This window comes from Streptomyces sp. NRRL WC-3605, assembly GCF_001509795.1.
Lineage (GTDB): Bacteria > Actinomycetota > Actinomycetes > Streptomycetales > Streptomycetaceae > Streptomyces > Streptomyces viridochromogenes.
Genome location: NZ_LLZN01000061.1, coordinates 1 through 24,795, shown reverse-complemented (window position 1 = coordinate 24,795; position 24,795 = coordinate 1). Strand labels below are relative to the sequence as shown.

Below are 24,795 nucleotides of genomic sequence, written 5' to 3'. Positions count from 1 at the left end.
ACCACTGACGCGCGGTTTCTCCCGCTCCCGTCCGGCCCGATAGGCATACGGAGTCACCACCCGAACGCATCATCGAACGCACCCGGGAGATCCGTATGCCCGCACTCAGCAGACGGCAGGCGCTCACCACCGCCGCCGCCCTCGCCACCGCGGCGGCCGGTGTCGCCGCCGCCCCCGCCATCGCCGCGACGGCGAGCGGACACCACGACCCGCACTCCCCCGCGCCCTTCGACGAGGTCTACCGGGGCCGCCGGATACAGGGCCGCCCGTCGACGGGCGGCCACGCGCACCACGGCACCGGCTACACGGTGCTCGTCGACGGCGTCGAGCTGCATCTGATGCGCAACGCCGACGGCACCTGGATCAGCGTCGTCAGCCACTACGACCCGGTGGCCACCCCGCGCGCCGCCGCCCGCGCCGCCGTGGACGAGCTCCAGGGCGCGGCCCTGCTGCCCTTCCCCGCCAACTGACCCGCCGCACCCGCACCGTGGAGCACCAGCCGACATGACCGTCCGCAAGAACCAGGCCGCCCTGACCTCCGACGAGAAGCGCCGATTCGTCGACGCCCTCCTGGAGCTGAAGCGCACCGGACGCTACGACGCGTTCGTCACCACCCACAACGCCTTCATCCTCGGCGACACCGACCAGGGCGAGCGCACCGGGCACCGCTCACCGTCGTTCCTGCCCTGGCACCGCAGATTCCTGCTCGAGTTCGAACGCGCCCTGCAGGCGGTGGACGCCTCGGTCGCGCTGCCCTACTGGGACTGGACCGCCGACCGCTCCCCGCGTTCGTCGCTGTGGGCGCCCGACTTCCTCGGCGGCACCGGGCGCGGCCTCGACGGCCGGGTCATGGACGGGCCGTTCGCCACCGGGGCCGGCAAGTGGCAGATCACCGTCCGCGTGGACGGCCGTACGTTCCTGCGCCGCTCGCTGGGGACCGCCGTACGGGAGCTGCCCACCCGGGCCGAGGTCGAGTCCGTGCTGGCCATGCCGACGTATGACATGGCGCCGTGGAACAGCGCGTCCGACGGGTTCCGCAACCACCTCGAGGGCTGGCGCGGACCGAACCTGCACAACCGGGTCCACGTCTGGGTCGGCGGGCACATGGCGACCGGGGCGTCCCCCAACGACCCGGTGTTCTGGCTGCACCACGCCTATGTCGACAAGCTGTGGGCCGAGTGGCAGCGGCGGCACCCCGGCGCGGGCTACCTCCCGGTGGCCGGGACACCGGACGTGGTCGACCTGAACGAGACGATGAAGCCCTGGAACGACACGCGTCCGGCCGATCTGCTCGACCACACCCCGCACTACACCTTCGACACGGACTGAGCGGCCCCCGCCCGGCCTGTCAGGCGTCGGCGGTACGGCACTCCGGGTGACCCCAGCCCTGCGCGTTCTTGGCGATCTGCTCCCCCGCCGCGTAGCCGCGCCCGCAGACGCAGCGGCCGGGGAACTTGGCCTTGATCGTGCGTGCCGCCGAGCCGTTCTTCCGGGCGGGCGCGGCCTTGCGGCGCGGCGCCTTCTGCGGGACGTCCGGGGAGGGCGGCGGCTCGGGCGAGCCGAGCGCGCTGCCCGCGGGCTCCTGCGCGGTGGCGGCCTGGCTGGCCGCGCGGTCGGCGAAGTCGTTGAGCGGGTCGCCGTCGACCTGGTGGGCGGGGACGTAGCGGAACTCCACGTCGCGGCCGGTGAGCAGGTCGTCGATGCGGACCACGAGGTCCTGGTTGGCCACCGGCTTGCCCGCGGACGTCTTCCAGCCGTTGCGCTTCCAGCCGGGCAGCCAGGTGGTGACGGCCTTCATGGCGTACTGCGAGTCCATGCGGATCTCCAGCGGCACGTCCGCGTCGGTCGCGCCGAGCAGCCGCTCCAGGGCGGTGAGTTCCGCGACGTTGTTGGTGGCGCGGCCCAGGGGGCCCGCCTCCCAGCGGTCCGGTGCCTGCGCAGGGCCGGCGACGACCCAGGCCCAGGCCGCCGGCCCGGGGTTGCCCTTCGAAGCCCCGTCGCACGCGGCCACCACACGTTCACGCATGCGTCCGATCATGCCATGGGCCGGCGGCCCGCCCGGTACCGGTACGGGCCGCCGGCGGGAGGCCTGGGCCGGTCAGGACACCTCGGTCGTGGTCGGCATCTCCCCCTCGGTCGTGGTGACGTCCATCACCGTGAAGTTGGCGCCCTGCGGGTCGGTCAGCGCGGCGAACCGGCCGAACGGCGTCGTCATCGGGCCGAACCGCAGCACGGCTCCCTGCTTGGTGGCGCGGGCGACCGCGTCGTCGCAGTCGTCGACCGTGAAGTAGACGTTGATGTAGGAGGGGATCTCCGGCGGGAACTCCTCGGTCATCCGCATCCGGCCGAGCACCGGGTCGTCACCGACGGAGAAGACGCGGAAGTCCATCGCGTCGTCCTCGATCTGCCGGGCGCCGTAGCCGAACACGGCCGGGAGGAACGCGTCGGTCTTCTCCGGTTCGCGGGTGAAGACCTCGCCCCAGCAGTACGCTCCCGGCTGCTCCATCGGCGCCTCGAAGCCCACGTGGGTGCCGGGCTGCCACAGGCCGAAGACGGCCCCGCCGGGCTCGCGGGCCAGGCACATGGTGCCGAAGTCGCCGACCGCCATCGGCTCCATCAGGATCTCCCCGCCGTTCTCCCGGATCCGCCCCGCGGTCGCGGCCGCGTCCGACGTGGCGAGGTACAGGCACCACTGCGACTGACCCTCCTGACCAGGCATCGGCGGCACCACCGCGGCGACGGCCTTGTCCTGGGCGTAGGCCTGGGTGTAGTTGCCGTACTCGGACGACGACTCGCCGAACGTCCAGCCGAGTACGTCACCGTAGAAGTTCTTGGCCCCTTCGAGGTCGGTGAACATCGCGTCGGCCCAGATGGGGGTTCCCTCAGGTTTCACGGCCATGACTGCGCTCCCGCTGGGTGGATGGTCCCGGTCTCCCACGCTAGTCACGCCTCCCTCGGGCCGCGCGCCGAACGCGGGGTTCCGTCCCAGACTGGAAGGGGACGGCGACGGGCCGGAGGGACGGGGTCCACCATGGCGGACGGAACGATGCGCGCGTGGTCGGTGACCGGGCCGGGGCCGCTCGACGGCGGCCCGCTGCGGCCGGTGCGCAAGCCGGTGCCGGTACCGGCCGCCGACGAGTTGCTGGTGCGGGTCCGGACGTGCGGGGTGTGCCGTACGGACCTGCATGTCACGGAGGGCGACCTCCCGGTGCGCCGGCGGGGCGTCACGCCCGGCCACGAGGTCGTCGGCGAGGTCGCCGGGGCCGGCGCGGCCGTGCGCGGCTTCGAGGCAGGCGAGCGGGTCGGGGTGGCCTGGCTGCGGCGGACCGACGGGACGTGCCCGTACTGCCTGCGGGGCGCGGAGAACCTGTGCCCTGCCTCCTCCTACACGGGCTGGGACGCGGACGGCGGGTACGCCGAGTACACGACCGTGCCGGCGGCGTTCACCCACCGGCTGCCGGACGGCCTGGACGACGTGGGACTCGCCCCGCTGCTGTGCGCCGGGATCATCGGCTACCGCGCGCTGCGGCGGTCGGCGCTGCCGCCGGGCGGCCGGCTCGGGCTGTACGGCTTCGGGGGCAGCGCCCATCTGTGCGCGCAGCTGGCGCTGGCGGAGGGCGCCACCGTGCACGTCCTCACACGCGGGGCGGCGGCGCGGCGGCTGGCCCTCGGTCTGGGGGCCGCCTCGGCCGGGGACGCGTACGCGATGCCGCCCGAGCCGCTGGACAGCGCGATCCTGTTCGCACCGGTCGGCGATCTCGTCCCGGTCGCGCTGCGGGCGCTGGACCGGGGCGGCACGCTGGCGATCGCGGGCATCCACCTCACCGACGTCCCGGCGCTCACCTATGAGAGGGACCTGTTCTACGAGCGTCAGGTGCGCAGCGTCACCGCCAACACCCGTGAGGACGCCCGTGAGTTCCTGGCGCTGGCCGCGCGGCACGGGGTGCGCGCGACCACCCACCCGTACCCGATGTCACGGGCGGACGAGGCGCTGCGTGACCTGAAGGCGGGGCGGTTCGACGGGGCGGCGGTGCTGGTGAACGACTTCTGACGGTTCATCACCTTCGCTTGTGCCGTGGCCGGTCGAGGGCTTCCGCATCGGGCACCGCTGTGCTTGCCTGGGGGCCCATCGCGGAGTCCGGGGCGGGAGCCGCCGTATGCGCAGAGCGTGGTGCGTGGGGGTCGTGCTGGGTGCCGTGCTGCTCGGGGCCTGCGGTGATCCGTCCTCGCGGCCGGCGAGCGGGCCGAGCGCGCCGAGCGCGCCTGCCGAGGTGCCGAGCGCGTCCACCGGCGGGCACCCGCGGGTGCCCGCCTCGCCGCGCGCGAAGGCCCGGCCCGCGTCGCCCGCGAGGCCGCCCACGGTGCTGTACCTGGGCGACTCCCTGGCCATGGAGGCGCAGCGGGTCCTGGGGCAGGAACTGCGCCGTGCGCTGGGGGCGGTCCACCACAGCGCCCCGTACTCGGGGACGACGCTGTGCGACTACCTGGAGGGCACCGGCGCGCGGTCCCTGGTCCCTGCGGCGGACAAGGCGGCGGCGCTGGTGCGGCGGCTGCGGCCGGACTTCGTGGTGCTCCAGTTCTGGGGCAACGCCTGGGGCTACACGCCGTGCATGGCGGGGATCACCCATGACGCCTCCCCGGAGAGGTACTTCGCGCGCTACGCGGCCGACATGGGGCGGCTCGGCGGGCAGATCGCCGCCGCGTACGGCGGTGCCCGGATCGTCTGGGTCCTCCAGGGGCCGGACCCGATCACCCCCGACCGCGTCCGGCGGGTCGACGCCCTCTACCGGCGGCGGGCGGCCGCGTCCGGCGACCTGGTGGCCGACGCGGGCGCGGCGGTGAGCGCGGCCGGGGCGCGGTACACCTGGGTCCGCGATCTGCCGTGCACGGCCTTCGAGCGGGCCCACCCGGCGTACTGCACGGAGCCCGGCCGGAACCGTACGGCCCTGCACCGCGAGGACGACCACCTGCACTTCTGCCTGGCGCCCACGAACCCGAAGCCGAGGCCGTGCCCCGTCCGCTCCCCCGGCATCCTGCGGATCGCCCGGGAGATCACGCGGACCGTGCGCGCGCACGTGTGAGCCGGGGTCACTCGCCGGCGTAGGCGCGCTCCAGGGCGGCGATGTCGAACTTGCCCATCGCCATGAACGCCTTGGTGACCCGGGCGGCCTTCTCGGGGTCCGGGTCGGCGACCATGTCCTGCAGCCGTGCCGGGTTGACCTGCCAGGACACTCCGAATCTGTCCTTGAGCCAGCCGCACGGACCCGGTTCGCCGCCGTTGCCGGCGAGCCGGTCCCAGTAGTAGTCGATCTCCTCCTGCGTCTCGCAGGAGATCATGAACGAGGTCGCCTCGGTGAACGTGAACTGCGGTCCGCCGTTGAGCCCGACGAACTCGTGGCCGTCGAGGGTGAACTCGACCGTCATCACGCTCCCGGCGGACTGCATGGCCCCCTCCGGGTAGGGCGTGACGCGGCCGATGCTGGAGTTCTCGAAGACGGAGGTGTAGAACCGGGCCGCCTCCTCGGCCTGCCCGTCGAACCAGAGACATGTGGTGAAGCCGTGGCCTGCCATGGGGTACCTCCCGGAGTGGTCCGCTGTCAGGAGTGTCGACCGCGGGCGGACGCGAAACTCATCGCTCGCCCGCACGGGTCCTCCGGACGGCTCTGCGGAACACGCGAGAGAGCACTCAGTTCCCTCCAGGCTGTGCACTGAGTGCCATGTGGGCCGGGTGCGGGTGCTACGTTCGCGTCCATGAGCTCCACGAGCGCCGCGCCCGGCCGCGGCGAGAAGCCCCCGATGCGGGACGCCCTGGTCGCGGCGGCCTTCCGGCTGTTCCTGGAGCGGGGGTACGAGCAGACGACGGTCGACGACATCGTGGCGCTGGCCGGCGTCGGACGGCGGTCGTTCTTCCGGTACTTCCCGTCCAAGGAGGACGTGGTCTTCCCGGACCACGAGCGGTGCCTGGCCGACATGGAGGCGTTCCTCGCCGCGAGCGACGACAGCCATGAGCCGGTGCGCCGGGTGTGCGACGCGGCCCGTCTGGTGCTGGGCCTGTACGCGGAGAACCCCACCTTCTCCGTGCAGCGCTACCGGCTCACCAAGCGGGTGCCGGGGCTGCGGGCCTACGAGTTGTCGGTGGTGTGGCGGTACGAGCGGGCGCTGGCCGAGTATCTGCGGGCGCGGTTCGCCGGCCGGCGCGAGGGGACGCTGCGGGCGGACGTGATCGCCGCCGCCGTGGTCGCCGCGCACAACAACGCGCTCCGCTCCTGGCTGCGGTCGGACGGGAAGGGCGACGCGGGCGCCGAGGTGGACCGGGCCCTCGGCTACGTGCTGTCGACGTACGCGGAGGCCCCCGGTCCGGCGCGGGCCGCCGCGGAGACGGACGGCGACGTCGTCGTGGTCGTCTCCCGCCGCGACGCGCCCCTGTGGCGGATCGTCCAGGAGCTGGAGAGCCTGCTCGGCCGCGGCTGACACGGCCGCGTCCACACGATCCCCGCAACCTTCCCGAAATCCAGGGAACGCGGTGCCTTTACGAGTGGCACTCAGTGCCATACATTGATGCCGTGCACGGACGCACCGCGAACCGCGCACGGGCGTGCCCGGGTCTCCGCGCACGCGGGATTCCGGTCGAGCGCAGGGAGTTGAGCAGCGTGTACCACCACTCAGGCAGCGTGGCCGGCCGGATCACCGGCCTCGGGACCGGCGTGCTCGACACGAAGGACACGGACGGGGACGCCCTCCGCTACCAGCGCTGCACCTGGTGCGGCACCGCGATGTACCACCGGCTGCTGTGCCCGGTGTGCCAGGGCAGCGATCTGCGCACCGAACGCAGCGAGGGCGTGGGCACGGTCCGCCACTCCACCGTGGTGCACCGCAACACCCCCGCCGCGCGCAATGTCTCCCTCGTCGAGATGGCCGAGGGGTTCGTCGTGCGCGGCCGGGTCATGGGCCCGGCCATCGGCATCCACAGCGGGGACCGGGTCCGGCTGTCCACCGCGAAGGACCCGGTGCGCGGCGAGCCGGTGTTCCAGCTGGTCGACGAGCCCTACCGCGCCTGGACCTGACCGGACTCGGCCTGCGGCGCAGGACCCGGCGTGATCCGCACACCCACGGTGCCCTTCACTCCTCTGCGGAGCCGGCTGCCGAGCAGCGTGAGACGGCCCATGATCCCGTACTTGCGGGCGATGAGCCGGCGGTAGCGGGCGCTGGTCTCCTCGTCGCAGATCTCGGCGGTCGCCGGGACCTGGTCCCCGGTGGGCCGCCCGCGCAGGTCGCAGGGACCGACCAGGACGTCGGCGCGGGCCCGGATGCGCTTGACCTTCCAGGAGTCGGCGGCCGTCCACACGCCGAGGGTGTCGCCGTCCCGGACCACCCAGACCGGCGTGGGCACCCCGGTGCCGTTCTTGCGATAGCTGGTGATGAGCAGGTACTTGCCCGCTCCGAGCCGGTCCAGCGACGTGTCGTCCATGGCGGCAGTGTAGGCAGCGGTTCTCCCTGACGAGATCACCGGCGCGGTGAACGCGGCGGCGTCCGGGTGCGTATGAAGCGGCGGGTGCTCAACTCCGGGAGGGCCCCGCGGCGTTGCCGCCGCGCTGTACCTGGTTCGGGAGCCATGCATGAGGCACGCACGACGACGTCTCGTCCGGCGGGTGACACGGCTGGCGGCCGTCGGCGGACTCCTCCTCGGGGGGACGATGGTCACACGCGCCGTGGCGAGCGAGCCGCCCGGCCCGTCCGCCGTCCCGCGGACCTTCGCCGAGTCCGCCACCCCCGGCCCCGGCGGTGAGCTGGTCGCCCGTCTGGGCACGTCCCGTACGGCGGGCAGCTGGATCGGTACCGACGGCAAGCCGGTCGTCGCGGTCACCGACGAGGAGGCGGCCGCCGCGGTCACCGGGGCGGGCATGAAGCCCAAGATGGTCGAGCACAGCATGGACGAGCTGAAGTCCGCGACGGCGACGCTGCGTTCGGCGCCCCGCGTGCCCGGCACCGCCTGGGTCGTGGACTACCGCACCAACCAGGTCGTCGTACGCGGCGACAGCACCGTCTCCGCCGGCGACTGGTCGCGGATGACGGACGTCGCCGAGGACATCGGCGCCTTCGTCCGCATGGAGCGCACCGAGGGCACGTTCACCACCCGGATCAACGGCGCCCAGCCGCTGCTGTCGACGGCCGGGCGCTGCTCGGCCGGGTTCAACGTCACGGACGGGCGGCGCTTCTTCATCCTGACGGCCGGGCACTGCGGGCCGGACGGCTCGGTGTGGTTCGCCGACAGCTCCGGCACCGACCAGATCGGGCGGACCGAGCGGCAGAACTTCCCCGGCGCCGACTACTCGCTGGTCCAGTACTCGGCCGGCGACCCCGGGCCCACGCCCGACGTGGTGTCGATCGGCGGCGGCAAGGGCGTGCGCATCACGGGCGCCGCCGATCCGGCCGTCGGGCAGCGCGTGTTCCGCAGCGGCAGCACGAGCGGGCTGCGGGAGGGCGAGGTCACCGCGCTCAACGCCACCGTCAACTACCCGGAGGGCACGGTGACCGGGCTCATCGAGACGAACGTGTGCGCGGAACCCGGGGACAGCGGCGGGCCGATGTTCTCCGAGGGGGTGGCGCTCGGGGTGACGTCGGGCGGCAGCGGCGACTGCCAGGCCGGCGGGACGACGTACTTCCAGCCGGTGACGAAGGCGCTGGCCGCGTTGAACGTGCAGTTGCTGGTGTCGGACGAGGGCGGGAAGAAGGGCGCGGCGCCCGCGCCGTCACCGTCGCAGGGGGCCGCCGCGCCCGGCGACGCGTCGCCGGGGTCGTCGGTGGCGGTGAGCGGTGAGCAGGCCGTCACGCTGCTGGCACGGCTGGCGGACCCGAACAACGTGGGTCCGGGTCTGCTGGTCGTCGCGGGGAGCATCGTCGCCCTGGTGGCGACCCGGTTCATCCGGGCCGAGCAGGACCGCCGGGAGTACCGGCGCTACTACTCGGCGACCTGGGGCTGACGAGGAGCGGCAGGGCTGCCGCGCAGGGCGGGGCGGGTCGCGAGGAGGCGCGGAGCCCGCCCGGGCCGGGCGGTCAGGCCGCCTTGGCAGGCTGGGGGGCCACGGTGGCCCACTCCATGACGAGGCGCTGGTACTCCTCGCGCTGCTCGACGCTCAGTGTCCCGCCCGCCCGGCGCCACAGCGCCCGGATCTCCTCGTTGACCTCGTCAGCCGATCTGGCGAATTCAACAGTGGTGGACATGTTGTGAAGCATACGATCCCGCAGGTGAAGGCGCTGTGAGTAAGCGCACCCAAGGCGGGCATATCGGACCGTGGCGCTGATCACGTCATGTTCCGCCCTCCGGCGGCGGATTCAGCGGTCGGCGGTGCCCAACACCAGGACCTGGATGGCGAGAACCGCCGCGCCACGGGCCCAGTCGTGGAAGTCGGACACCTTGGTCTCCAGTGCGAGCGGGGCCGCCAGCGGGTGCCGTTGGCCACGCATGGTCCTCGTCACAGTGTCGCCCGCCACGTCCATCAGGCCCACGCCCTCACCGGCGAGCAGGATCTTCTGCGGCAGGACGAAGTTGGCGATCTGCGCGACCAGGGTGCCCAGGGCGCGGGCCGCCTCCTCGATCACCCGGGCGGGCATCGGCTCGCCCGCGGCGGCCGCGTCCAGGATCTCCTCCCAGGCGTGGTCCCGGCCGGTGGCCGCCCGCACCTGGTAGCGGATGTTCGGGATGGTCAGCAGGGAGACCGCGCTGCCGCGCGCCCCGTCGGGGGTGAGCGGGCCGTGCGGGTCGAGGATCCAGTGCCGTCCGAAGCCCCGGTCCTCCTCGGCGTAGGGGACGCGCCGGCCGCCCAGCACCAGCCCGTAGCCGATCCCGGCGCCGATGGTCAGGACCACGAACCGGTCGAGGCCGCGCCCCGCGCCGAACCAGGTCTCGGCCTCGACCAGGGCGGCGACGTCGTTCTCCACGACGACCGGCAACCCGGTGCGCCGGGCGACGAGTTCGGCGAGCGGCACGTCGCGCCAGCCCAGGAACGGCGACTCGCCGACGACGGAGCGGTTCTCCACCAGGCCGCCCACGCCGATGCCGACCCCGGCGAGCCGGGGATGCCGGGCTGCGAGCTCCTCGGTCATCTCGCCGAGCAGCTCGACGACCTCGGCGGGGTCGTGCGTGGTCAGGGGGCGGTCGTGGCGGGCGACGATGTCACTGCGCAGGCTGGTGACGACACCGTAGACCATGTCCTCGGTGATCTTGAACCCGAGGAAGGAGCGGGACCCGGCGACGACGTCCAGCGGCTGGGAGGGGCGGCCCTGGCGGGTCTCCAGCACCTCGCCGACCTCGGGCACCTCGACGAGCAGGCCGGTCTCGATCAGCGGCTTGGTCAGCCGGGTGACGCTGCCCGCGGACAGGTCGAGCCGGCGGGCCAGCTCGGTGCGGGACAGGGGCCCGGCGAGGAGGACCTCGATCGCCACCGCCCGTTCACCGGGGCTGAGCGGACGCCAGCTGTCGACTGCTGCGGTCATGGCCGTCAGACTCCCACATCCATAATTTTTTTCTCCACAAAACCAACGAGGTCAGTCTATGGCCATCACCTTGCCGGAAAGAAGATGTTCACCGACCTCTTGACGGCCTGATTCTTCCGCCACAAAAGTAAGTGCCCGAGGACGAGCCGCGAAGACGAGGGAGTCTCCCGATGACCATCGCCTCCAGCAGTCCCCCGTCGCGTCTGCCCCTGGGCGACGCGACCGGGGCCGGGACCGACCGGAGAACCGCACGGCGGGCGGCGGCCCGCGAGGAGCGCGGGGACGGGCGGCTCGCCGCCGTGTTCATCGCCCCGGCACTGCTGGGCTTCCTGGTCTTCCTGCTCTGGCCCACGCTGCGGGGCGTCTATCTGAGCTTCACCCGCTTCAACCTGCTGACACCGGCGGAGTGGGTCGGCCTCGACAACTACGTGCGGATGGTCCACGACCCCATCTTCTGGGACTCGATGGGCGTGACCGTCGAGTACGTGCTCGTCAACATCGGCGTGCAGACGGTCTCGGCGCTCGCCATCGCCGTCCTGCTGCAGCGACTGACCCAGTCGGCGGTGCTGCGCGGGATCGTGCTCACGCCGTACCTGATGTCCAACGTCGTCGCGGGCATCGTCTGGCTCTGGATCCTCGACACCCAGCTCGGCATCGGCAACGAGATCATCGCGGGCCTCGGCCTCGACCGCGTCCCCTTCCTCGCCGACGAGACCTGGGCGGTCCCCACGATCGCCCTGATCAACGTGTGGCGGCACGTCGGCTACACCGCGCTGCTGCTGTTCGCCGGCCTCATGGCCATCCCGAACGACATGTACGAGGCCGCGAAGGTGGACGGCGCGAGCGAGTGGCGGATGTTCCGGCGCATCACGATGCCGCTGCTGCGCCCGGTCCTCGCGGTCGTCCTGATCATGACGGTGATCGGCTCCTTCCAGGTGTTCGACACCGTCGCGGTGACGACCGCGGGCGGACCCGCGAACGCCACCAACGTCCTGCAGTACTACATCTACGGCGCCGCCTTCGGCCGCTTCCAGTTCGGGTACGCCTCGGCGATGTCCGTGGCCCTGCTGGTCGTGCTGAGCGCCATCACGGTCCTCCAGTACCGGCTCACCCGCGCCGGTCAGAGCGACCTCGGCTGAGGGAAGGGAGACACCGACATGGCTGCCGTGGCGGACACCACGACCGTACGGCGCGTGCGGCGCCGGATCAGTCCCGGACGGGCCCTCGCCTGGGCGGTGATGGCCGCGATCGTGCTCATCACCCTGCTGCCGTTCTACTGGATCCTGCGCACCGCGCTGTCCTCGAACGACGCGCTCGCCGCCCATCCCGGCGACGTCCTCCCGGTCGGCGCCACCACCGGCGGCTTCGAGCGGGCCCTCGGCCTGCAGTCGGCCGAGGAGGCGATCGCCCAGGGCGGCTCGGGCGGCGGACTGCGGTTCTGGCGGTACCTGGTCAACTCCGTGGTCGTCTCGACCCTGATCACCGTCTGCCAGATCTTCTTCTCGGCCATGGCCGCCTACGCCTTCGCCCGACTGCGCTGGCGCGGCCGGGAGGCGGTGTTCGGGCTGTTCCTGGCCGGGCTGATGGTGCCGGCGATCTTCACGCTGCTGCCCAACTTCGTCCTCGTCAAGCAGCTCGGGCTGGTGGACAACCTGCTGGGCGTGGCGCTGCCGACGATGTTCATGACGCCGTTCGCGGTGTTCTTCCTGCGCCAGTTCTTCATGAACGTGCCCCGGGAGGTGGAGGAGGCGGCCCTGCTGGACGGCGCGGGCAAGGTGCGGATCTTCTTCCGGCTCATGCTGCCGATGGCGTCCACGCCGCTGCTCACCCTGGGCCTGCTGACGTACATCACCGCCTGGAACGACTATTTCTGGCCGCTGATGGTGTCCTACAGCGACAGTTCGCGCGTGCTGACCGTGGCGCTGGCCATCTTCCGGGCGCAGACCCCGCAAAGCGGCTACGACTGGTCCGGCCTGATGGCGGCCACCCTGATCGCCGCCCTCCCGATGCTCGTGCTGTTCGGCTGCTTCGCACGGCGCATCGTCGGTTCCATCAGCTTCACCGGCATCAAGTAAGGGGACGAGCATGCGAGTTCACATGCGGACGGCCGCGGCGCTGACCGGGGCGCTCGTCCTGTCCCTGGCCACCGGCTGCGGCCAGGGCGGGGCGGCCGGAGCGGGCGGGAACACGGTGACGTACTGGCTCTGGGACGCCAACCAGCTGCCCGCCTACCAGGCGTGCGCGAAGGACTTCGAGAAGCGGAACCCGGGCCTGAAGGTGAAGATCACCCAGATGGGCTGGGCCGACTACTGGACCAAGCTCACCGCGAGCTTCATCGCCGGCACCGAACCGGACGTCTTCACCGACCACATCCAGAAGTTCGGCCAGTTCGCCGACCTGAAGGTCCTCGAACCGCTGGACGACCTGGGCCTGGACGACGCCGCCTACCAGCCGGGCCTCGCCGCCAACTGGCGCGGCCAGGACGGCCGTCGCTACGGCGCGCCCAAGGACTGGGACACCGTGGCCCTCTTCTACAACCGGAAGATGGTCAAGGAGGCCGGTCTTGGCACCGGCCGGCTCAACAGCCTCGACTGGAATCCGAGGGACGGCGGCAGCTTCGAGAAGGCCATCGCCCATCTGACGGTCGACCGCAACGGCGTGCGCGGCGACGAGGAGGGCTTCGACAAGCACCACGTCGCGGTGTACGGCATGGCGACCGGCGGCGCCGGCGACGCCGACGGGCAGACCACGTGGAGCCCGTTCGCCGCCTCCGCGGGCTGGCACTACACGGACAAGGCCCGCTGGGGCACGGAGTACCGGTACGGCGACAAGACGTTCCAGTCGGTGATCGACTGGTACTTCGGGCTCGCGGAGAAGGGCTATCTCGCGCCCTTCACCGACTACACCGACGGCGCCAACCCGGCCACCGCCCAGGTCGCCTCCGGCAAGGCGGCGACCGCGTTCGACGGCGCCTGGATGATCTCCAGCTACTACGGCGCCGAGGGCCTGGACGTCGGCACCGCGCCGACGCCGATCGGCCCGACCGGCAAGCGCGCCACCATGATGAACGGCCTCGCCGACTCCATCACGAAGAACGCCCGCAACAAGGAGGGCGCCAGGAAGTGGGTGCGGTACCTGGCCTCGAACGAGTGCCAGAGGACCGTCGGCCGCTACGGCATCGTCTTCCCCGCCACCCCGGACGGCACGGCCGCGGCGGTGGCCGCGTACCGGAAGAAGGGCATCGACGTGTCCGCCTTCACCGGACCGGTCACCGACAAGAAGAACTCCGCGACCTTCTCCTTCCCGATCACCGACTACGCGGCGGACGTGTACGCCCTGATCCGTCCCGCCATGCAGGACGTCTACGCGAACGGCGCCCCGGTGAGCGGTCTGAGCAGGACCAACGACCAGATCAACCTCGTCCTCGGCCAGTGAAAGGCACACACTCCATGACGTTCTCCCTCGGCATCGTCGGCGCCGGCCAGTTCTCCGGCCAGTTCGCCACGCTGTTCCAGGCCCACCCCGGTGTCAGCGACGTGTACGTCACCGATCTGCTGCCCGAGCGGGCCGAACGGCTCGCCGCCGCGCAGGGGCTCGCCGGGACCTTCCCCTCGTACGAGGCGATGCTGGAGTCGAAGGCCGTGGACGCGGTCGCGATCTTCACGCAGCGCTGGACCCACGGCCCACTGGTCCTCGCGGGCCTGAACGCCGGAAAGCACGTCTACTCCGCCGTCCCCATGGCGATCACCACGGAGGAGATCGCGGCGATCATCGACGCGGTCAAGGCCACCGGGCTGACGTACATGATGGGTGAGACCAGCGAGTACAACCCGGCGACCGTGCACGCCCGGAACCAGATCGCCGAGGGCGCCTTCGGGCGGCTGTTCTACGCCGAGGGCGACTACGTCCACGACATGGACCTCGGCTTCTACGAGGCGTACCAGTACAGCGGCGGCGAGAACTGGAAGGCGACCGCCTCCTATCCCCCGCTGCTGTACCCGACGCACTCGGTCGGCGGGGTGCTGGGCGCCTGGCGGACGCACGCGGTGAGCGTGTCGGCGATCGGGGTGCTGGACGACCGGGGCGACGGCGTCTTCGACCGGTCGGTCAGCCAGTTCGACAACGACTTCTCCAACGCGACCGCGCTGTTCGAGGTCGCGGGCGGCGGTTCGTTCCGCACGAACGAGTTCCGGCGGGTCGGCTACCCGTCGCACATCAGGGAGTCCCGCTTCCGGTTCTTCGGGACCGAGGCGAGCATGGAGCAGCTGGCCACCGTCGCCCTGTGGCAGGACAAGAAGGGCGTCAAGGACATCAGCGAACTCCTGGAGCCCAAGCAGACGCTGGCGCCGGACGACCCCTCGCTCCAGCACATCGCGCCGGAGCTGCGGGCCGCCTTCACCTCGGGGTCGGCGCCGGTGCACGACCGGTCCCGGCTGCCGAGGGAGTTCGACCACCTGCACAACGGGCACGAGGGCAGCCACCACTTCCTCGTCGACGACTTCGTGACCGCGGTGAACGCGCGCGCCCTGCCGTCGGTGAACGCGTGGGTGGCCGCCCGCTACACCCTGCCGGGCATCGTCGCGCACGAGTCGGCACGGCAGGGCGGGGTCCGGCTGGACATCCCGGACTTCGGGGACGCGCCCGGGGCGTGACGCCCCGGGGTTGTCGCGAGCCGGGTGCCCGTCCTGACTCAGGTGCCCGGCTTGCGGCCGTACACGTAGACGTCGTCGCCGTTCTTCAGCAGCGACCAGTACTTCTTGGCGTCCGTCTTCGTCATGTTGACGCAGCCGTGCGAACCCGGCGGGTTCCACATGCTGACGCCGACCGAGTGGAAGGCCTGGCCGCCGTCGAAGAACTGGGAGTACGGCATCGGCACGTTGTAGATGCTCGACACATGGTCGATGTGCCGCCAGTAGATCTTCTTCAGACCGGTGCGGGTCTCGTAGCCGTCACGGCCGGTGCGGACCGGGACCGGGCCGTACACGAGCTTCTTGCCGTCCTGGATCCAGCTGAGCTGGAGCGTGAGGTTCACGCAGGCGATACGGCCCTTGTTGACGGGGCACTTGCCGTCCTTGTTCGGGTTCGTCCCGACGGCCTTCTGCTTGTTCATCAGGTTCATCACGCCCCAGGTGACGGGACCGGCGTAGCCGGCGTTGGGGCTGATGCCGTGCTTGGTCTGGAAGGCCTGGATGGCCTTGCAGTCGGCGCTGGACTGCTTCCCGTCGACCGGGCGGCCGAGGAACTTCTCCACCTGCTTCTGGTAGGGGCCGGTCCCCGCGGTGCAGCTCGCGGCCTGCGCCGGAGCGGCGCCCAGCGTGAGCGAGAGCGGTGCGACCAGTCCGCCGGTGATGCCTAGTGCGACGGCGCGCCGTCTGCGTGTGTCCCCCATGGCCGGGCCCTTCCCTGACGTGTGTGTTCGTGGACTCCTGCTGCATAGACACACGGGGGGCGGGTTCGGTTGTGGCGCGGGCCGGGCTGTGACCGAACGGTGAGGTTACGGTCGGTGCCCGGACGGTCTCAGGCGTCGTCCCCGCGGTCCCACGCGGCCCGGAAGCCGGTGTTCACCGAGGTCAGTCCGCCGTCCACGACGAGGGTGGTGCCGGTGATCCAGGCCGCGTCGCGGGAGGCCAGGAAGGCGACGGCCGCGGCGATGTCCTCGGGCTCCCCGACCCGGCCCAGCGGATACAGCGGGCGGACCGCCTCCAGGTCGGCGTCCCGCCCTTCCCAGGCCGAGGTGCGCACGGTGCCCGGCGTCACCAGGTTGACCCGCACGCCACGGGCGGCGGCGTGCCCGGCGAGGGTGCGGGTGAGCGAGCCGAGTCCCGCCTTGGCGGCGCTGTAGGCGTGGTTGCCGAAGTCCTGGAGTCCGTTGACCGAGCCGATGCTCACGATGGCGCCCCGGCCGGAGGCCGCCAGGTGCGGCAGGGCGGCGCGGCAGCAGCGGTAGGCGCCGGTGAGGGTGATGTCGAGGTCGCGCGCCCACGCGTCGTCCGGGTCGTCCTCGAACAGCGGGGTGTCCGGGGTGCAGGAGGCGGCGCAGTTCACGAGGACGTCGAGCGCGCCGAAGGCGGCCACGGTCTCGGCGACGGCCGCCTCGACGGCCGAGCGGTCGGCGACGTCGCAGGCCAGCGCCCGGACGGTGTGGCCGAGGCCGCGCAGCCGTGCCGCCGTCTCCTCGACCTCTGGCCCGTCGCGGTCGGTCAGCAGGACGTGAGCGCCCTCCTCGGCGAGCCGGCGCGCGACCGCCGCCCCGATACCGCGGGCGGCCCCGGTGACCAGGACCGCGTGACCGGCGAAGCGCGTGATGTCCGTCATGGACGCACACGGTAGCGCCGGAACGATCAACGCGGCAGATAGCGTACGCACATGTCCGCGTTCCTTCAGCAACTCCCCGCGCTCCTGGGCGTCGTGATCGGTGCGGTCGGCTCGTACGTGGTCGTCGTCCGGGGCGACCGGATGAGGTTCCGCCGGGAGCGGGCGGCGCGCTGGGAGGAGCGCCGGCTGGCCGTGTACGCCGAGTACGCGCAGTCGGTGAAGAACACGGTCACCGTGACGTACCGGGTGGCGGCGCAGCTCGGCAACGACCCGCATCCCGACCCGCTGCCTCTGGAGGAGGCCCGGCCGCTGCTGGCCGAGGCGGCTGTTCGCCGGGACCCCTCAGGCGAGGCCCTGATCATGCTGGGCAGCCCGACGGTGGTGGAGCGGGCCCGGGTGTGGGTGGTGACGGCGATGGAGATGGAGCGGTTCGTGCGGGAGGGCCGGGTGGACCCTGAGCACTGGCGTGCGCTGCTGGAGCGGCAGCGGGCGGGCCGCGAGGGCTACTACGCGGCGGTGCGCGACGACCTGGGGCTGCCGCCGGGGCACTCCGCGCGTTGGCCGCTCGCGGCGGCCGACCCGGTGCCGGGTCAGCGGTAGCCCGTGGTGTCGGCCGGTTTGCCGGCGTCCTGGACCTCGGGCAGATAGCGCCAGGCGTCGGGGCGGCTGCCGTCGAGGTCGGTGAAGCCGTAGACACGGGCGAGCTGCCCGCTGGACAGGGACTGTCCGTTGAAGCGGGTGACGTCCGGGTCGGCGGCGAGGGCGGCGACGGCCCGGCCGACGTAGCGCGGGGTCTCGGAGATGGCGAAGTGCGGTTCGCGGTCGAGGGCGTCGCGCCAGTTGTCCTCGCGCACCCCGAACACGTCCAGCATCATCTCCGAGCGCATCCAGCCGGGGGTGAGGGCGACGGCGGTGGCGCCGCGCGGGCCGAGTTCGTGGCCGAGGGAGAACGCCATGCGCAGCACGGCCGTCTTGGCGAGGTCGTAGAAGAAGGAGGTGCGGTAGTGGTCGCGGTTGTACTCGGCGGTGCCGTCGGTCATCTCGACGACCAGTCCGCCGGGCCGGCGCAGCAGCAGGGGCAGCGCGTGATGGCTGGTGATCGCGTGGGTGTCGACGGCGAGGCGGAGCAGCCGCAGGCCGTCGTCGAGGTCGTGCTCCCAGACCGGGCTGTCCCAGGCGAAGAGCTTCTCGCCGCCCCAGATGTCGTTGACGAGGACGTCGAGCCGGCCCCGCTCGTCGGCGATGCGGTCCACGAGGGCGCGTACCTGGGCCGGGTCGAGGTGGTCGGTGGGGACGGCGATGCCGTGGCCACCGGCCTCGGTGACCAGGTCGGCGGTGTCCTCGATGGTCTCGGGGCGGTCGTACTCGGAGCGCCGGGCGCGGGTGCTGCGCCCGGTCACGTAGACGGTGGCTCCGGCGGCGCCGAGTTCCACGGCGATGCCGCGTCCGGCTCCCCGGGTCGCCCCGGCGACCAGCGCGACCCTGCCCTCGAGCGGGTGTGACATGTTCGGCCTCCCATGGCCCTCGACGTGCTGTGGGTACCGAGGGTGCCGGGGAAGCCGGACATCTACTGTCGTGATTCACCGGGGTTTTCGGACGCCTCACCCGGTCGGGCGGGGTCAGTGGCCCCGGTCGATCCACTCCTGCAGGTGCGGTGCCTCGGCGCCGATGGTGGTCGGGTCGCCGTGGCCGGTGAGGACCTTCGTCTCGGGCGGCAGGGCGAGCAGCCGGTCGCGGATCGAGTCGATGATCGTCGGGAAGTGGGAGTAGGACCGGCCGGTGGCGCCGGGACCGCCCTGGAAGAGGGTGTCTCCGGTGAAGACGGCGCCGAGTCCGGGGTCGTACAGGCAGACGGCGCCCGGTGCGTGGCCGGGGGTGTGCAGGACCGTGAGGTCGGCGCCGGCCACCTCGATGACCTGGCCGTCCTGGAGGTGGGCGTCGGGGTCGCGGTCCGGGTGGGTCAGCTTCCACAGCGGCATGTCGTCGGGGTGCAGCCAGATCGTGGCGCCGGTGCGGTCGGCCAGGGCGGGCGCGGCGTCGACGTGGTCGTTGTGGGCGTGTGTGCACACGATCCCGGCGAGGCGCCGGCCGCCGACGGCCTCGGCGATGGCGTCGGCGTCGTGCGCGGCGTCGATGACGAGCACCTCGTGGTCGTCGCCGACGAGCCAGACGTTGTTGTCGACGTCCCAGGTGCCGCCGTCGAGGGTGAACTGACCCGAGGTGACGAGGCGTTCGATCCGCGCGGTCATCAGAACACCACCACCGAGCGCAGCACATCGCCGTGGTGCATCCGCTCGAACGCCTTCTCCACGTCGGTGAGCGCGATGGTCTCGGTGACGAAGGCGCCGAGGTCCAGGCGGCCCTGGAGGTGCAGGTCGATCAGCATCGGGAAGTCGCGGGAGGGCAGACAGTCGCCGTACCAGGACGACTTGAGCGCGCCTCCGCGGCCGAAGACGTCCAGCAGCGGCAGTTCGAGCTTCATCTCGGGTGTCGGGACCCCGACGAGGACCACCGTGCCGGCCAGGTCGCGGGCGTAGAAGGCCTGCTGGTAGGTCTCGGGGCGGCCGACGGCCTCGATGACGACGTCCGCGCCGAAGCCTCCGGTGAGTTCGCGGATCGCCTCGACCGGGTCGGTCTCACGGGAGTTGACCGTGTGGGTGGCGCCCATCTCACGGGCCTTTTCGAGCTTGCGGTCGTCGATGTCGACGGCGACGATCTTCGAGGCCCCGGCGAGCCGTGACCCGGCGATCGCCGCGTCGCCGACGCCGCCGCACCCGATGACGGCGACGCTGTCGCCCCGGCCGACGTTCCCGGTGTTGATGGCGGCGCCGATGCCCGCCATCACGCCACAGCCCAGCAGCCCGGCGACCTGCGGGCTGACCGCCGGGTCCACCTTGGTGCACTGCCCGGCCGCCACCAGGGTCTTCTCCGCGAAGGCGCCGATGCCGAGGGCCGGGGAGAGCTCCTGCCCGGTGGCGGCGAGGGTCATCTTCTGCTTGGCGTTGTGCGTGTCGAAGCAGTACCAGGGGCGTCCGCGCAGACAGGCCCGGCACTGGCCGCACACCGCGCGCCAGTTGAGGATCACGAAGTCGCCGGGCGCGACGTCGGTGACGCCGTCGCCGACCGACTCGACGATCCCGGCGGCCTCATGGCCGAGCAGGAAGGGGAAGTCGTCGCTGATGGCGCCCTGCTTGTAGTGGAGGTCGGTATGACAGACCCCGCAGGCCTGGACCTGGACGACGGCCTCCCCCGGCCCCGGGTCGGGCACGACGATCGTCTCCACCCGCACCGGTTCGTCCTTGCCCGCCGCGATCACGCCGCGTACTTCCTGCGCCATGTGCTCCACCCTTCCTCTGCTCCTGTGCCGACCCTAGTTGTGACTGATCGGTAAGGGCACGGAGGCAGCCCCGTTCTCCGGCGTTCCGACTGCTGGAATACGCCCAGGGGTTCCCTGCCGCCGGGGCCGCACACTCCCTGGGAGGTCTACGCCAGCGAGAGGAAGAGCTTCTCCAGGCGGGCCTTCATCTGCTCGCTCGTCTCGCCGTCCGCGAGGCCCTTCCCGACGTCGGTCAGGCACTGCTGGAGGCCCGTCGCGATGATCGCGAAACCGGCCCGGTCGAGGGCGCGGGAGGCGGCGGCGAGCTGGGTGACCACGTCCTCGCAGTCACGGCCCTCCTCGATCATCTTGATCACGCCGGAGATCTGCCCCTGCGCCCGGCGCAGGCGGTTCAGCACCGACTTGAGGTCGTCGCCCTCGAACTGAAGCTCCACGCTCACTCCTCGCCTCTGCCGGGCGGGCCGGGCGGCCTGACGTAGCTCGCGCGGACCACGCTCGCGGCGACGCGGTTCCTCGCGACGGCAGGCTGACCACGCGCGAAGGGCCGCCCCTCGGCGGGGCGGCCCTTCGTCGGGGATGCGGTCCGGCCTACAACGCGGGCAGCATCCGGGTGACCGGGGTGTCGACCGGGCGGAACCCCTGCGGCCGGTCGGCCCGGCTCAGGTCCTTGAGCTCGTCGAGGCGGGCCAGCTGCTCGGACGGGCGGGGCATCCGGCCCTGGCGGTCCGCGGGGACACCGCTCACCGCGAGGGAGTCGAGCGTGGTCACCGCGCTGGGCAGGCCCGCGTCCGGGCCGGGCATCGGGGCCGCGTCCGCCAGCGGCGCGGCGAGACCGGTGAGACCGGCGGCCAGGCCGACGGCGGCTGCGATACGTCGTGTCGACTTCATGCCCGGGCAACGGGGGCGGGCCGCCGCCGGACACGGCCCCCGCGGCCCGCTCACCCGTCAGGCGGAGCGCGCGTGAGCGGGCTTGCCCCGTCCCGTCGGGCGGAGGACGCTCGAAGCAGAGGCCCTCGCGGCCGCTCTCTCTCCCCCCCCGTCGTGCCGCGGGCCTCGTAGGAGGTCAGCATGGGCACCAGCACCACCCCCTCGTTCGACACCGACACCCTGCGCCGGGCCGTGGAGGGGAACACCCCGGACACCCTTCTGTCGCTGTACACCGACGACGCGGAGATCCGCGTCGTCAACCGCAACGCGCAGCCCAGCAGCCCCAAGGTGCTGCACGGACGCGACGAGATCGGCGACATGCTCACCGACGTCTACAGCCGGGACATGACCCACAAGCTGGAGGGCTGTGTCGTCCAGGGCGACAACGCCGCCTACAGCGAGTCCTGCGAGTACGCGGACGGCGTGCGCGTGATGTCCGAGTCGATGATCACGCTGCGCGACGGGAAGATCTCCCGGCAGATCATCATCGAGGCCTGGGACGAGTAGCAGCCGTACGTCCGCACACCGCCGGGGCCCGCGACGGCCGCCTGCCGTCCCGGGTCCCGCCCGGTCGGTGGGCGGCCCGACGCCGGCCGTCCGCCATCCGCTGGTCACCGCGTTTTTCCGGCAGGCGGGCGAACCGGGCGATTCCGGCTCGCGGGCGCGCGTGACGCGGACCGGGGCGGATACCCGGGGGCCATGACGCGACTACTCAAATCCAGGCACAAGGACCCCGAGGGTCGCTCCGGCGCACGGGCGGACGCGGGTGAGGGCGGGCGGGAAAAGGGGCCGGAGACCGGCGCGGAGACCACGCAGGAGCGGTTCGGTCCGGATCCGCAGGTGGAGGGGCGCGCCCCGGACTCCCCCACCGACATGCCCAAACGGTCGTGGTTCGCGGCGCTCAAAGGCACCCTGCGGGAGTTCAAGGACGACGAGCTGACCGACCGGGCGGCGGCGCTGACGTACTACAGCGTGCTGTCGCTCTTCCCGGCCCTGCTGGTGCTGGTGTCCCTGCTCGGGCTGGTGGGCAAGTCGGCCACGGACAAGGTCATGGAGAACATCGAGAAGATGGCCCCCGGGTCGGCCCGGGACATCCTCACCCGTGCCGTGGAGCAGTTGCAGGGCAACGGCGGCCTCGGTTCGATCATGGCCGTCGTCGGCATCCTGCTGGCCGTGTGGTCGGCGTCCGGCTATGTCGCGGCGTTCATCCGCACGGCCAACGCGGTCTACGACATGCCCGAGGGCCGCCCGATCTGGAAGGTGCTCCCGGTGCGGCTCGGGGTGACGGTCGCGCTGATGGTGCTGGCCGTGATCAGCGCGCTGATCGTCGTCTTCACCGGGTCGCTGGCCCACGAGGTCGGCAGCACGCTGGGCATCGGGGACACCGCGCTGACGGTCTGGGCCATCGCCAAGTGGCCGGTCCTCGCCGTCCTGGTCACCACCATGATCGCCCTGCTGTACTGGGCGTCGCCCAACGCCAAGGTGCGCGGTTTCCGGTGGATCACGCCGGGCAGCGCGCTGGCCCTGGTGATCTGGCTGATCGCCTCGGGCGGCTTCGCCGTGTACGTCGCCAACTTCGCGTCGTACAACAAGACCTACGGCACCATGGCCGGCGTCATCGTCTTCCTGGTGTGGCTGTGGATCGGGAACCTGGCGATCCTCCTCGGCCTGGAGTTCGACGCCGAGGCGGTGCGGCAGCGCGCGATCGCCGGCGGGCATCCGCCGGAGGAGGAGCCGTACGCGACGCCGCGCGACACCACCACCTGGGACGAGCAGGACAAGCGCCGGCTGCGCAGCCCCTGACGGCGCCTCCCGCGGTCAGCGCATCCAGGCGCTGTACGCCATGACGTCCCCGGCCCGTACCCCGTACGCGGGCTCGGCCCGGGTGAACGTCGTCTCCAGGCCGAGGACCGCGCCGGTGCGCGGATCCATGATCAGCAGGTGGGCGAGGCCGCGTTCCTCGTACGTGTACGCCAGCCCCGGCCTGCCGAGCCGGTCGGTGACCCGGCCGGCCGGGGCCAGGCCCTCCGTCCCGGCCAGCAGCTCGGCCAGCGCGGCGGACTCCCCGGCGCCCAGGGTCCAGTGGTCGAGCAGCAGTTCCACGGCGTCGAGGAGCCGGCCGGTGCCGAGCCCGTCGGGTTCGGAGGCGGCCTCCTGGAGCCAGGCCCGCAGCCGGGTCGCGTCACGTGGCGGCGGGGACAGGGGCGGGGCGTCGCTCCAGCTGCGCGGGTAGGTGCGGCGGCTGACGACGTGGCCGTCCTCGACGAGCCGGGGGCCGTCGGCGCCGTCGCGCAGCACGGGCCGCCCCGGGTGGGTCGGGTCCGTCGCCACCACGAGTTCGGTGTGGCTGCCGTCGTCCTTCCAGCGCACGATCCGCTCCTCCGGCAGCGTGATCGGCGCCTCGTCCTCGCTCATGGCGAGGCTCCACGACTGCACATGGGTGCCCTTGCGCAGGGCGTCACCTCCCGCGGCCGCGTCCGCGCGGGCCCGCCGCGCCAGCTCGTCCAGGGAGACCGGGGTGGCGTCGGCGCGGACGGCGAGCGGGCGGGGTGCGGCCAGGGCGGGCGTGGTGGCGGTGCCGCCGACGACGAGGGTGAGGGTGACGGCGGTGACGACCGCGGCCAGCAGCGCCCAGGCCGGCCGGGGCCGGACGCCGAGGCCGACGCGGGGCCACCGGACGCTCCGGCGGGCGGGCGGTTCGCGCCGCAGGTCGGCGAGGAGGCGTTCGGCCCGCTGGTCCAGGGGCCCGTCGCCGAGGCGGGGGTGGTCGGCCGGGACCGGATCGGCGGCGCGCAGGAGGTCGAGTTCGTCAGCCATGCTGCTGCTCCTTCGTGGCTGTCGTACCGGTCGTGGGGGCGGGGCACAGCTGGTCGATCTCGGCCTTCAGCCGGTGCCGGGCGCGGTGCAGCCGCATGGACGCGGCGCGCCGTCCGCAGCCGAGGACCACGGCGATCTCCTCGACGCCGAGCTCCTCCCAGGCCGCGAGGCGCAGCACCTCCTGGTCGGCGGGGGACAGCCGGGCCAGCGCGTCGTGCACCCAGGCGCCGGGCGGCTCGGCGTCGGGTCCGGCCGCGATGTGCCGGCCGTGCGCCGCGTCGTCGTTGCCGAGGCGGTCGACCAGCCGGCGCCGGCGCCCGTAGCCGCGTACCGCGTTGGCGAGGCAGTTGCGTGCCACGCCGTACAGCCAGGGCAGCGGGGCGGCCGGGAGGTCGTCCCGGCGCCGCCAGGCGACGGTGAACACCTCCGCCACCACTTCCTCGACCTCACTCGTGCGCCCGTCCAGTCGCCGCGCGACGTAGCGGCTGACCGCCCAGTAGTGCTCGCGATAGGCAGCGGCGAAGATCTCGTCGTTGCTCATGCTCCGTACGTGTCCGGCACCCGCCGGATCGTCACACCCCTCCCCGGTGATTCTCGTCGCCCCGCCCGAGTGTGACGGGCGCGGCTCCGGCGGACACAGGCGGGGTGTGAAAAGGATCAGAGACATCAGGGGCGTCCGGGCCGTGCGGTGGCTGACGACGACCGACCACAAGACGATCGGGACGCTGTACCTGGTCACGTCGTTCGTGTTCTTCGTGATCGGTGGCGTGATGGCGCTGCTCATGCGCGCCGAGCTGGCCCGGCCCGGTCTGCAGATCATGTCGAACGAGCAGTTCAACCAGGCGTTCACGATGCACGGCACGATCATGCTGCTGATGTTCGCGACGCCGCTGTTCGCGGGCTTC

General features: G+C 72.3%; 30 protein-coding genes. 15 read left to right on the top strand and 15 right to left on the bottom strand.

The genetic code is table 11. The features are described from left to right. The first annotated feature begins 95 nt into the window (after nucleotides 1–95). Both melC1 and melC2 read left to right on the top strand, forming a co-directional pair. On the top strand, nucleotides 96–470 hold the full coding sequence (melC1, locus tag ADL34_RS19645; protein WP_062670039.1) for an apotyrosinase chaperone MelC1: 375 nt from the start codon (nucleotides 96–98) through the stop codon (nucleotides 468–470). Nucleotides 471–504: 34 nt separating this feature from the next. Then, the gene (melC2, locus tag ADL34_RS19640; RefSeq protein ID WP_062670037.1) at nucleotides 505–1,329 is read left to right on the top strand and encodes a tyrosinase MelC2; all 825 of its coding nucleotides are present in this window, start codon (nucleotides 505–507) and stop codon (nucleotides 1,327–1,329) included. A 19-nt stretch (nucleotides 1,330–1,348) separates the two neighbouring features. On the opposite strand, the gene ADL34_RS19635 is transcribed toward melC2, so the two are convergent. Together ADL34_RS19635 and ADL34_RS19630 are read right to left on the bottom strand one after the other, a co-directional pair. Then, nucleotides 1,349–2,038 carry a ribonuclease H family protein gene (locus ADL34_RS19635; protein WP_062670035.1) on the bottom strand — a complete coding sequence of 230 codons (690 nt, stop codon included), beginning with the start codon at nucleotides 2,036–2,038 and terminating at the stop codon, nucleotides 1,349–1,351. Between the two features lie 60 nt (nucleotides 2,039–2,098). Then, a complete protein-coding gene (locus ADL34_RS19630) occupies nucleotides 2,099–2,899 on the bottom strand; it encodes a VOC family protein (RefSeq protein WP_062670033.1) in 801 nt (266 codons plus the stop codon). Between the two features lie 147 nt (nucleotides 2,900–3,046). Between ADL34_RS19630 and ADL34_RS19625 the strand changes: the two genes are divergently transcribed. Both ADL34_RS19625 and ADL34_RS19620 read left to right on the top strand, forming a co-directional pair. Further along, the gene (locus ADL34_RS19625; RefSeq protein WP_179199350.1) at nucleotides 3,047–4,051 is read left to right on the top strand and encodes a zinc-binding alcohol dehydrogenase family protein; all 1,005 of its coding nucleotides are present in this window, start codon (nucleotides 3,047–3,049) and stop codon (nucleotides 4,049–4,051) included. 106 nt (nucleotides 4,052–4,157) lie between these two features. Then, nucleotides 4,158–5,081, top strand: a complete 924-nt coding sequence (locus ADL34_RS19620) for a hypothetical protein (protein WP_062739800.1) — start codon at nucleotides 4,158–4,160, stop codon at nucleotides 5,079–5,081. 7 nt (nucleotides 5,082–5,088) lie between these two features. Here the strand turns inward: ADL34_RS19620 and ADL34_RS19615 are convergent, their stop codons facing one another. Then, entirely contained in the window at nucleotides 5,089–5,571 is a 483-nt protein-coding gene (locus tag ADL34_RS19615; RefSeq protein WP_062670028.1) for a VOC family protein, read from the bottom strand. Between the two features lie 180 nt (nucleotides 5,572–5,751). On the opposite strand from ADL34_RS19615, the gene ADL34_RS19610 reads away from it, so the two are divergent. Next, nucleotides 5,752–6,471: a TetR family transcriptional regulator gene (locus tag ADL34_RS19610; RefSeq protein WP_062670026.1), complete on the top strand. Its 720-nt coding sequence runs from the start codon at nucleotides 5,752–5,754 to the stop codon at nucleotides 6,469–6,471. A gap of 179 nt (nucleotides 6,472–6,650) precedes the next feature. Beyond that, nucleotides 6,651–7,064 (top strand): Zn-ribbon domain-containing OB-fold protein, encoded by a 414-nt coding sequence (locus ADL34_RS19605; protein WP_062670023.1) that lies wholly within the window; start codon nucleotides 6,651–6,653, stop codon nucleotides 7,062–7,064. Here ADL34_RS19605 and ADL34_RS19600 read toward each other — a convergent pair. Beyond that, nucleotides 7,046–7,468 (bottom strand): PPOX class F420-dependent oxidoreductase, encoded by a 423-nt coding sequence (locus ADL34_RS19600; RefSeq protein ID WP_062670022.1) that lies wholly within the window; start codon nucleotides 7,466–7,468, stop codon nucleotides 7,046–7,048. The two genes, ADL34_RS19605 and ADL34_RS19600, sit on opposite strands and share 19 nt — an antisense overlap. Before the next feature lie 148 nt (nucleotides 7,469–7,616). Between ADL34_RS19600 and ADL34_RS19595 the strand changes: the two genes are divergently transcribed. Next, nucleotides 7,617–8,981, top strand: a complete 1,365-nt coding sequence (locus ADL34_RS19595; protein ID WP_062670020.1) for a S1 family peptidase — start codon at nucleotides 7,617–7,619, stop codon at nucleotides 8,979–8,981. Nucleotides 8,982–9,054: 73 nt separating this feature from the next. Here the strand turns inward: ADL34_RS19595 and ADL34_RS19590 are convergent, their stop codons facing one another. Together ADL34_RS19590 and ADL34_RS19585 are read right to left on the bottom strand one after the other, a co-directional pair. Next, complete coding sequence (locus ADL34_RS19590; RefSeq protein WP_062670122.1) at nucleotides 9,055–9,234, bottom strand: hypothetical protein; 180 nt, start codon at nucleotides 9,232–9,234, stop codon at nucleotides 9,055–9,057. A 99-nt stretch (nucleotides 9,235–9,333) separates the two neighbouring features. Further along, nucleotides 9,334–10,494, bottom strand: coding sequence for an ROK family transcriptional regulator (locus ADL34_RS19585; protein WP_062670018.1), 1,161 nt, complete (start codon nucleotides 10,492–10,494; stop codon nucleotides 9,334–9,336). Nucleotides 10,495–10,664: 170 nt separating this feature from the next. Between ADL34_RS19585 and ADL34_RS19580 the strand changes: the two genes are divergently transcribed. The 4 genes from ADL34_RS19580 to ADL34_RS19565 are packed head-to-tail and all read left to right on the top strand — an operon-like array spanning nucleotide 10,665 to nucleotide 15,146. Next, on the top strand, nucleotides 10,665–11,633 hold the full coding sequence (locus ADL34_RS19580; RefSeq protein ID WP_062670016.1) for a carbohydrate ABC transporter permease: 969 nt from the start codon (nucleotides 10,665–10,667) through the stop codon (nucleotides 11,631–11,633). Between the two features lie 18 nt (nucleotides 11,634–11,651). Continuing rightward, the gene (locus tag ADL34_RS19575; protein ID WP_062670014.1) at nucleotides 11,652–12,569 is read left to right on the top strand and encodes a carbohydrate ABC transporter permease; all 918 of its coding nucleotides are present in this window, start codon (nucleotides 11,652–11,654) and stop codon (nucleotides 12,567–12,569) included. A gap of 10 nt (nucleotides 12,570–12,579) precedes the next feature. Beyond that, complete coding sequence (locus tag ADL34_RS19570) at nucleotides 12,580–13,929, top strand: ABC transporter substrate-binding protein (protein ID WP_079034291.1); 1,350 nt, start codon at nucleotides 12,580–12,582, stop codon at nucleotides 13,927–13,929. Nucleotides 13,930–13,943: 14 nt separating this feature from the next. Next, nucleotides 13,944–15,146 carry a Gfo/Idh/MocA family protein gene (locus tag ADL34_RS19565; RefSeq protein ID WP_062670011.1) on the top strand — a complete coding sequence of 401 codons (1,203 nt, stop codon included), beginning with the start codon at nucleotides 13,944–13,946 and terminating at the stop codon, nucleotides 15,144–15,146. Between the two features lie 38 nt (nucleotides 15,147–15,184). On the opposite strand, the gene ADL34_RS19560 is transcribed toward ADL34_RS19565, so the two are convergent. Beyond that, on the bottom strand, nucleotides 15,185–15,883 hold the full coding sequence (locus ADL34_RS19560) for a L,D-transpeptidase family protein (RefSeq protein ID WP_062670009.1): 699 nt from the start codon (nucleotides 15,881–15,883) through the stop codon (nucleotides 15,185–15,187). A 128-nt stretch (nucleotides 15,884–16,011) separates the two neighbouring features. Further along, the gene (locus ADL34_RS19555; RefSeq protein WP_062670007.1) at nucleotides 16,012–16,809 is read right to left on the bottom strand and encodes an SDR family NAD(P)-dependent oxidoreductase; all 798 of its coding nucleotides are present in this window, start codon (nucleotides 16,807–16,809) and stop codon (nucleotides 16,012–16,014) included. A 51-nt stretch (nucleotides 16,810–16,860) separates the two neighbouring features. Here ADL34_RS19555 and ADL34_RS19550 point away from each other — a divergent pair, with 51 nt between their 5' ends. After that, nucleotides 16,861–17,409: a hypothetical protein gene (locus ADL34_RS19550; RefSeq protein ID WP_062670005.1), complete on the top strand. Its 549-nt coding sequence runs from the start codon at nucleotides 16,861–16,863 to the stop codon at nucleotides 17,407–17,409. Here the strand turns inward: ADL34_RS19550 and ADL34_RS19545 are convergent. The 5 genes from ADL34_RS19545 to ADL34_RS19525 all read right to left on the bottom strand — a co-directional run bounded on the left by ADL34_RS19545 (nucleotide 17,400) and on the right by ADL34_RS19525 (nucleotide 21,034). Next, nucleotides 17,400–18,314: an SDR family oxidoreductase gene (locus tag ADL34_RS19545; protein WP_062670004.1), complete on the bottom strand. Its 915-nt coding sequence runs from the start codon at nucleotides 18,312–18,314 to the stop codon at nucleotides 17,400–17,402. The two genes, ADL34_RS19550 and ADL34_RS19545, sit on opposite strands and share 10 nt — an antisense overlap. Nucleotides 18,315–18,428: 114 nt before the next feature. Next, nucleotides 18,429–19,058, bottom strand: a complete 630-nt coding sequence (locus ADL34_RS19540) for an MBL fold metallo-hydrolase (protein ID WP_062670002.1) — start codon at nucleotides 19,056–19,058, stop codon at nucleotides 18,429–18,431. Then, nucleotides 19,058–20,146 carry an S-(hydroxymethyl)mycothiol dehydrogenase gene (locus ADL34_RS19535; protein WP_062670001.1) on the bottom strand — a complete coding sequence of 363 codons (1,089 nt, stop codon included), beginning with the start codon at nucleotides 20,144–20,146 and terminating at the stop codon, nucleotides 19,058–19,060. The genes ADL34_RS19540 and ADL34_RS19535 overlap by 1 nt, the downstream gene beginning before the upstream one ends. Nucleotides 20,147–20,292: 146 nt before the next feature. Continuing rightward, nucleotides 20,293–20,580 (bottom strand): metal-sensitive transcriptional regulator, encoded by a 288-nt coding sequence (locus ADL34_RS19530; protein WP_062669999.1) that lies wholly within the window; start codon nucleotides 20,578–20,580, stop codon nucleotides 20,293–20,295. A 154-nt stretch (nucleotides 20,581–20,734) separates the two neighbouring features. Next, nucleotides 20,735–21,034: a hypothetical protein gene (locus ADL34_RS19525; RefSeq protein WP_062669997.1), complete on the bottom strand. Its 300-nt coding sequence runs from the start codon at nucleotides 21,032–21,034 to the stop codon at nucleotides 20,735–20,737. Between the two features lie 180 nt (nucleotides 21,035–21,214). Between ADL34_RS19525 and ADL34_RS19520 the strand changes: the two genes are divergently transcribed. After that, nucleotides 21,215–21,580 (top strand): nuclear transport factor 2 family protein, encoded by a 366-nt coding sequence (locus ADL34_RS19520; RefSeq protein WP_062669995.1) that lies wholly within the window; start codon nucleotides 21,215–21,217, stop codon nucleotides 21,578–21,580. Nucleotides 21,581–21,772: 192 nt separating this feature from the next. After that, entirely contained in the window at nucleotides 21,773–22,876 is a 1,104-nt protein-coding gene (locus tag ADL34_RS19515) for a YihY/virulence factor BrkB family protein (protein ID WP_079034290.1), read from the top strand. A gap of 15 nt (nucleotides 22,877–22,891) precedes the next feature. Here the strand turns inward: ADL34_RS19515 and ADL34_RS19510 are convergent, their stop codons facing one another. Next, a complete protein-coding gene (locus tag ADL34_RS19510) occupies nucleotides 22,892–23,890 on the bottom strand; it encodes a CU044_5270 family protein (protein ID WP_062669991.1) in 999 nt (332 codons plus the stop codon). Further along, complete coding sequence (locus ADL34_RS19505; RefSeq protein ID WP_062669989.1) at nucleotides 23,883–24,431, bottom strand: RNA polymerase sigma factor; 549 nt, start codon at nucleotides 24,429–24,431, stop codon at nucleotides 23,883–23,885. Before ADL34_RS19505 ends, ADL34_RS19510 begins: the two co-directional genes overlap by 8 nt. 106 nt (nucleotides 24,432–24,537) lie before the next feature. Between ADL34_RS19505 and ADL34_RS19500 the strand changes: the two genes are divergently transcribed. Next, the coding region (locus ADL34_RS19500) for a cbb3-type cytochrome c oxidase subunit I (RefSeq protein ID WP_199835597.1) at nucleotides 24,538–24,795 on the top strand (258 nt) is incomplete at its 3' end.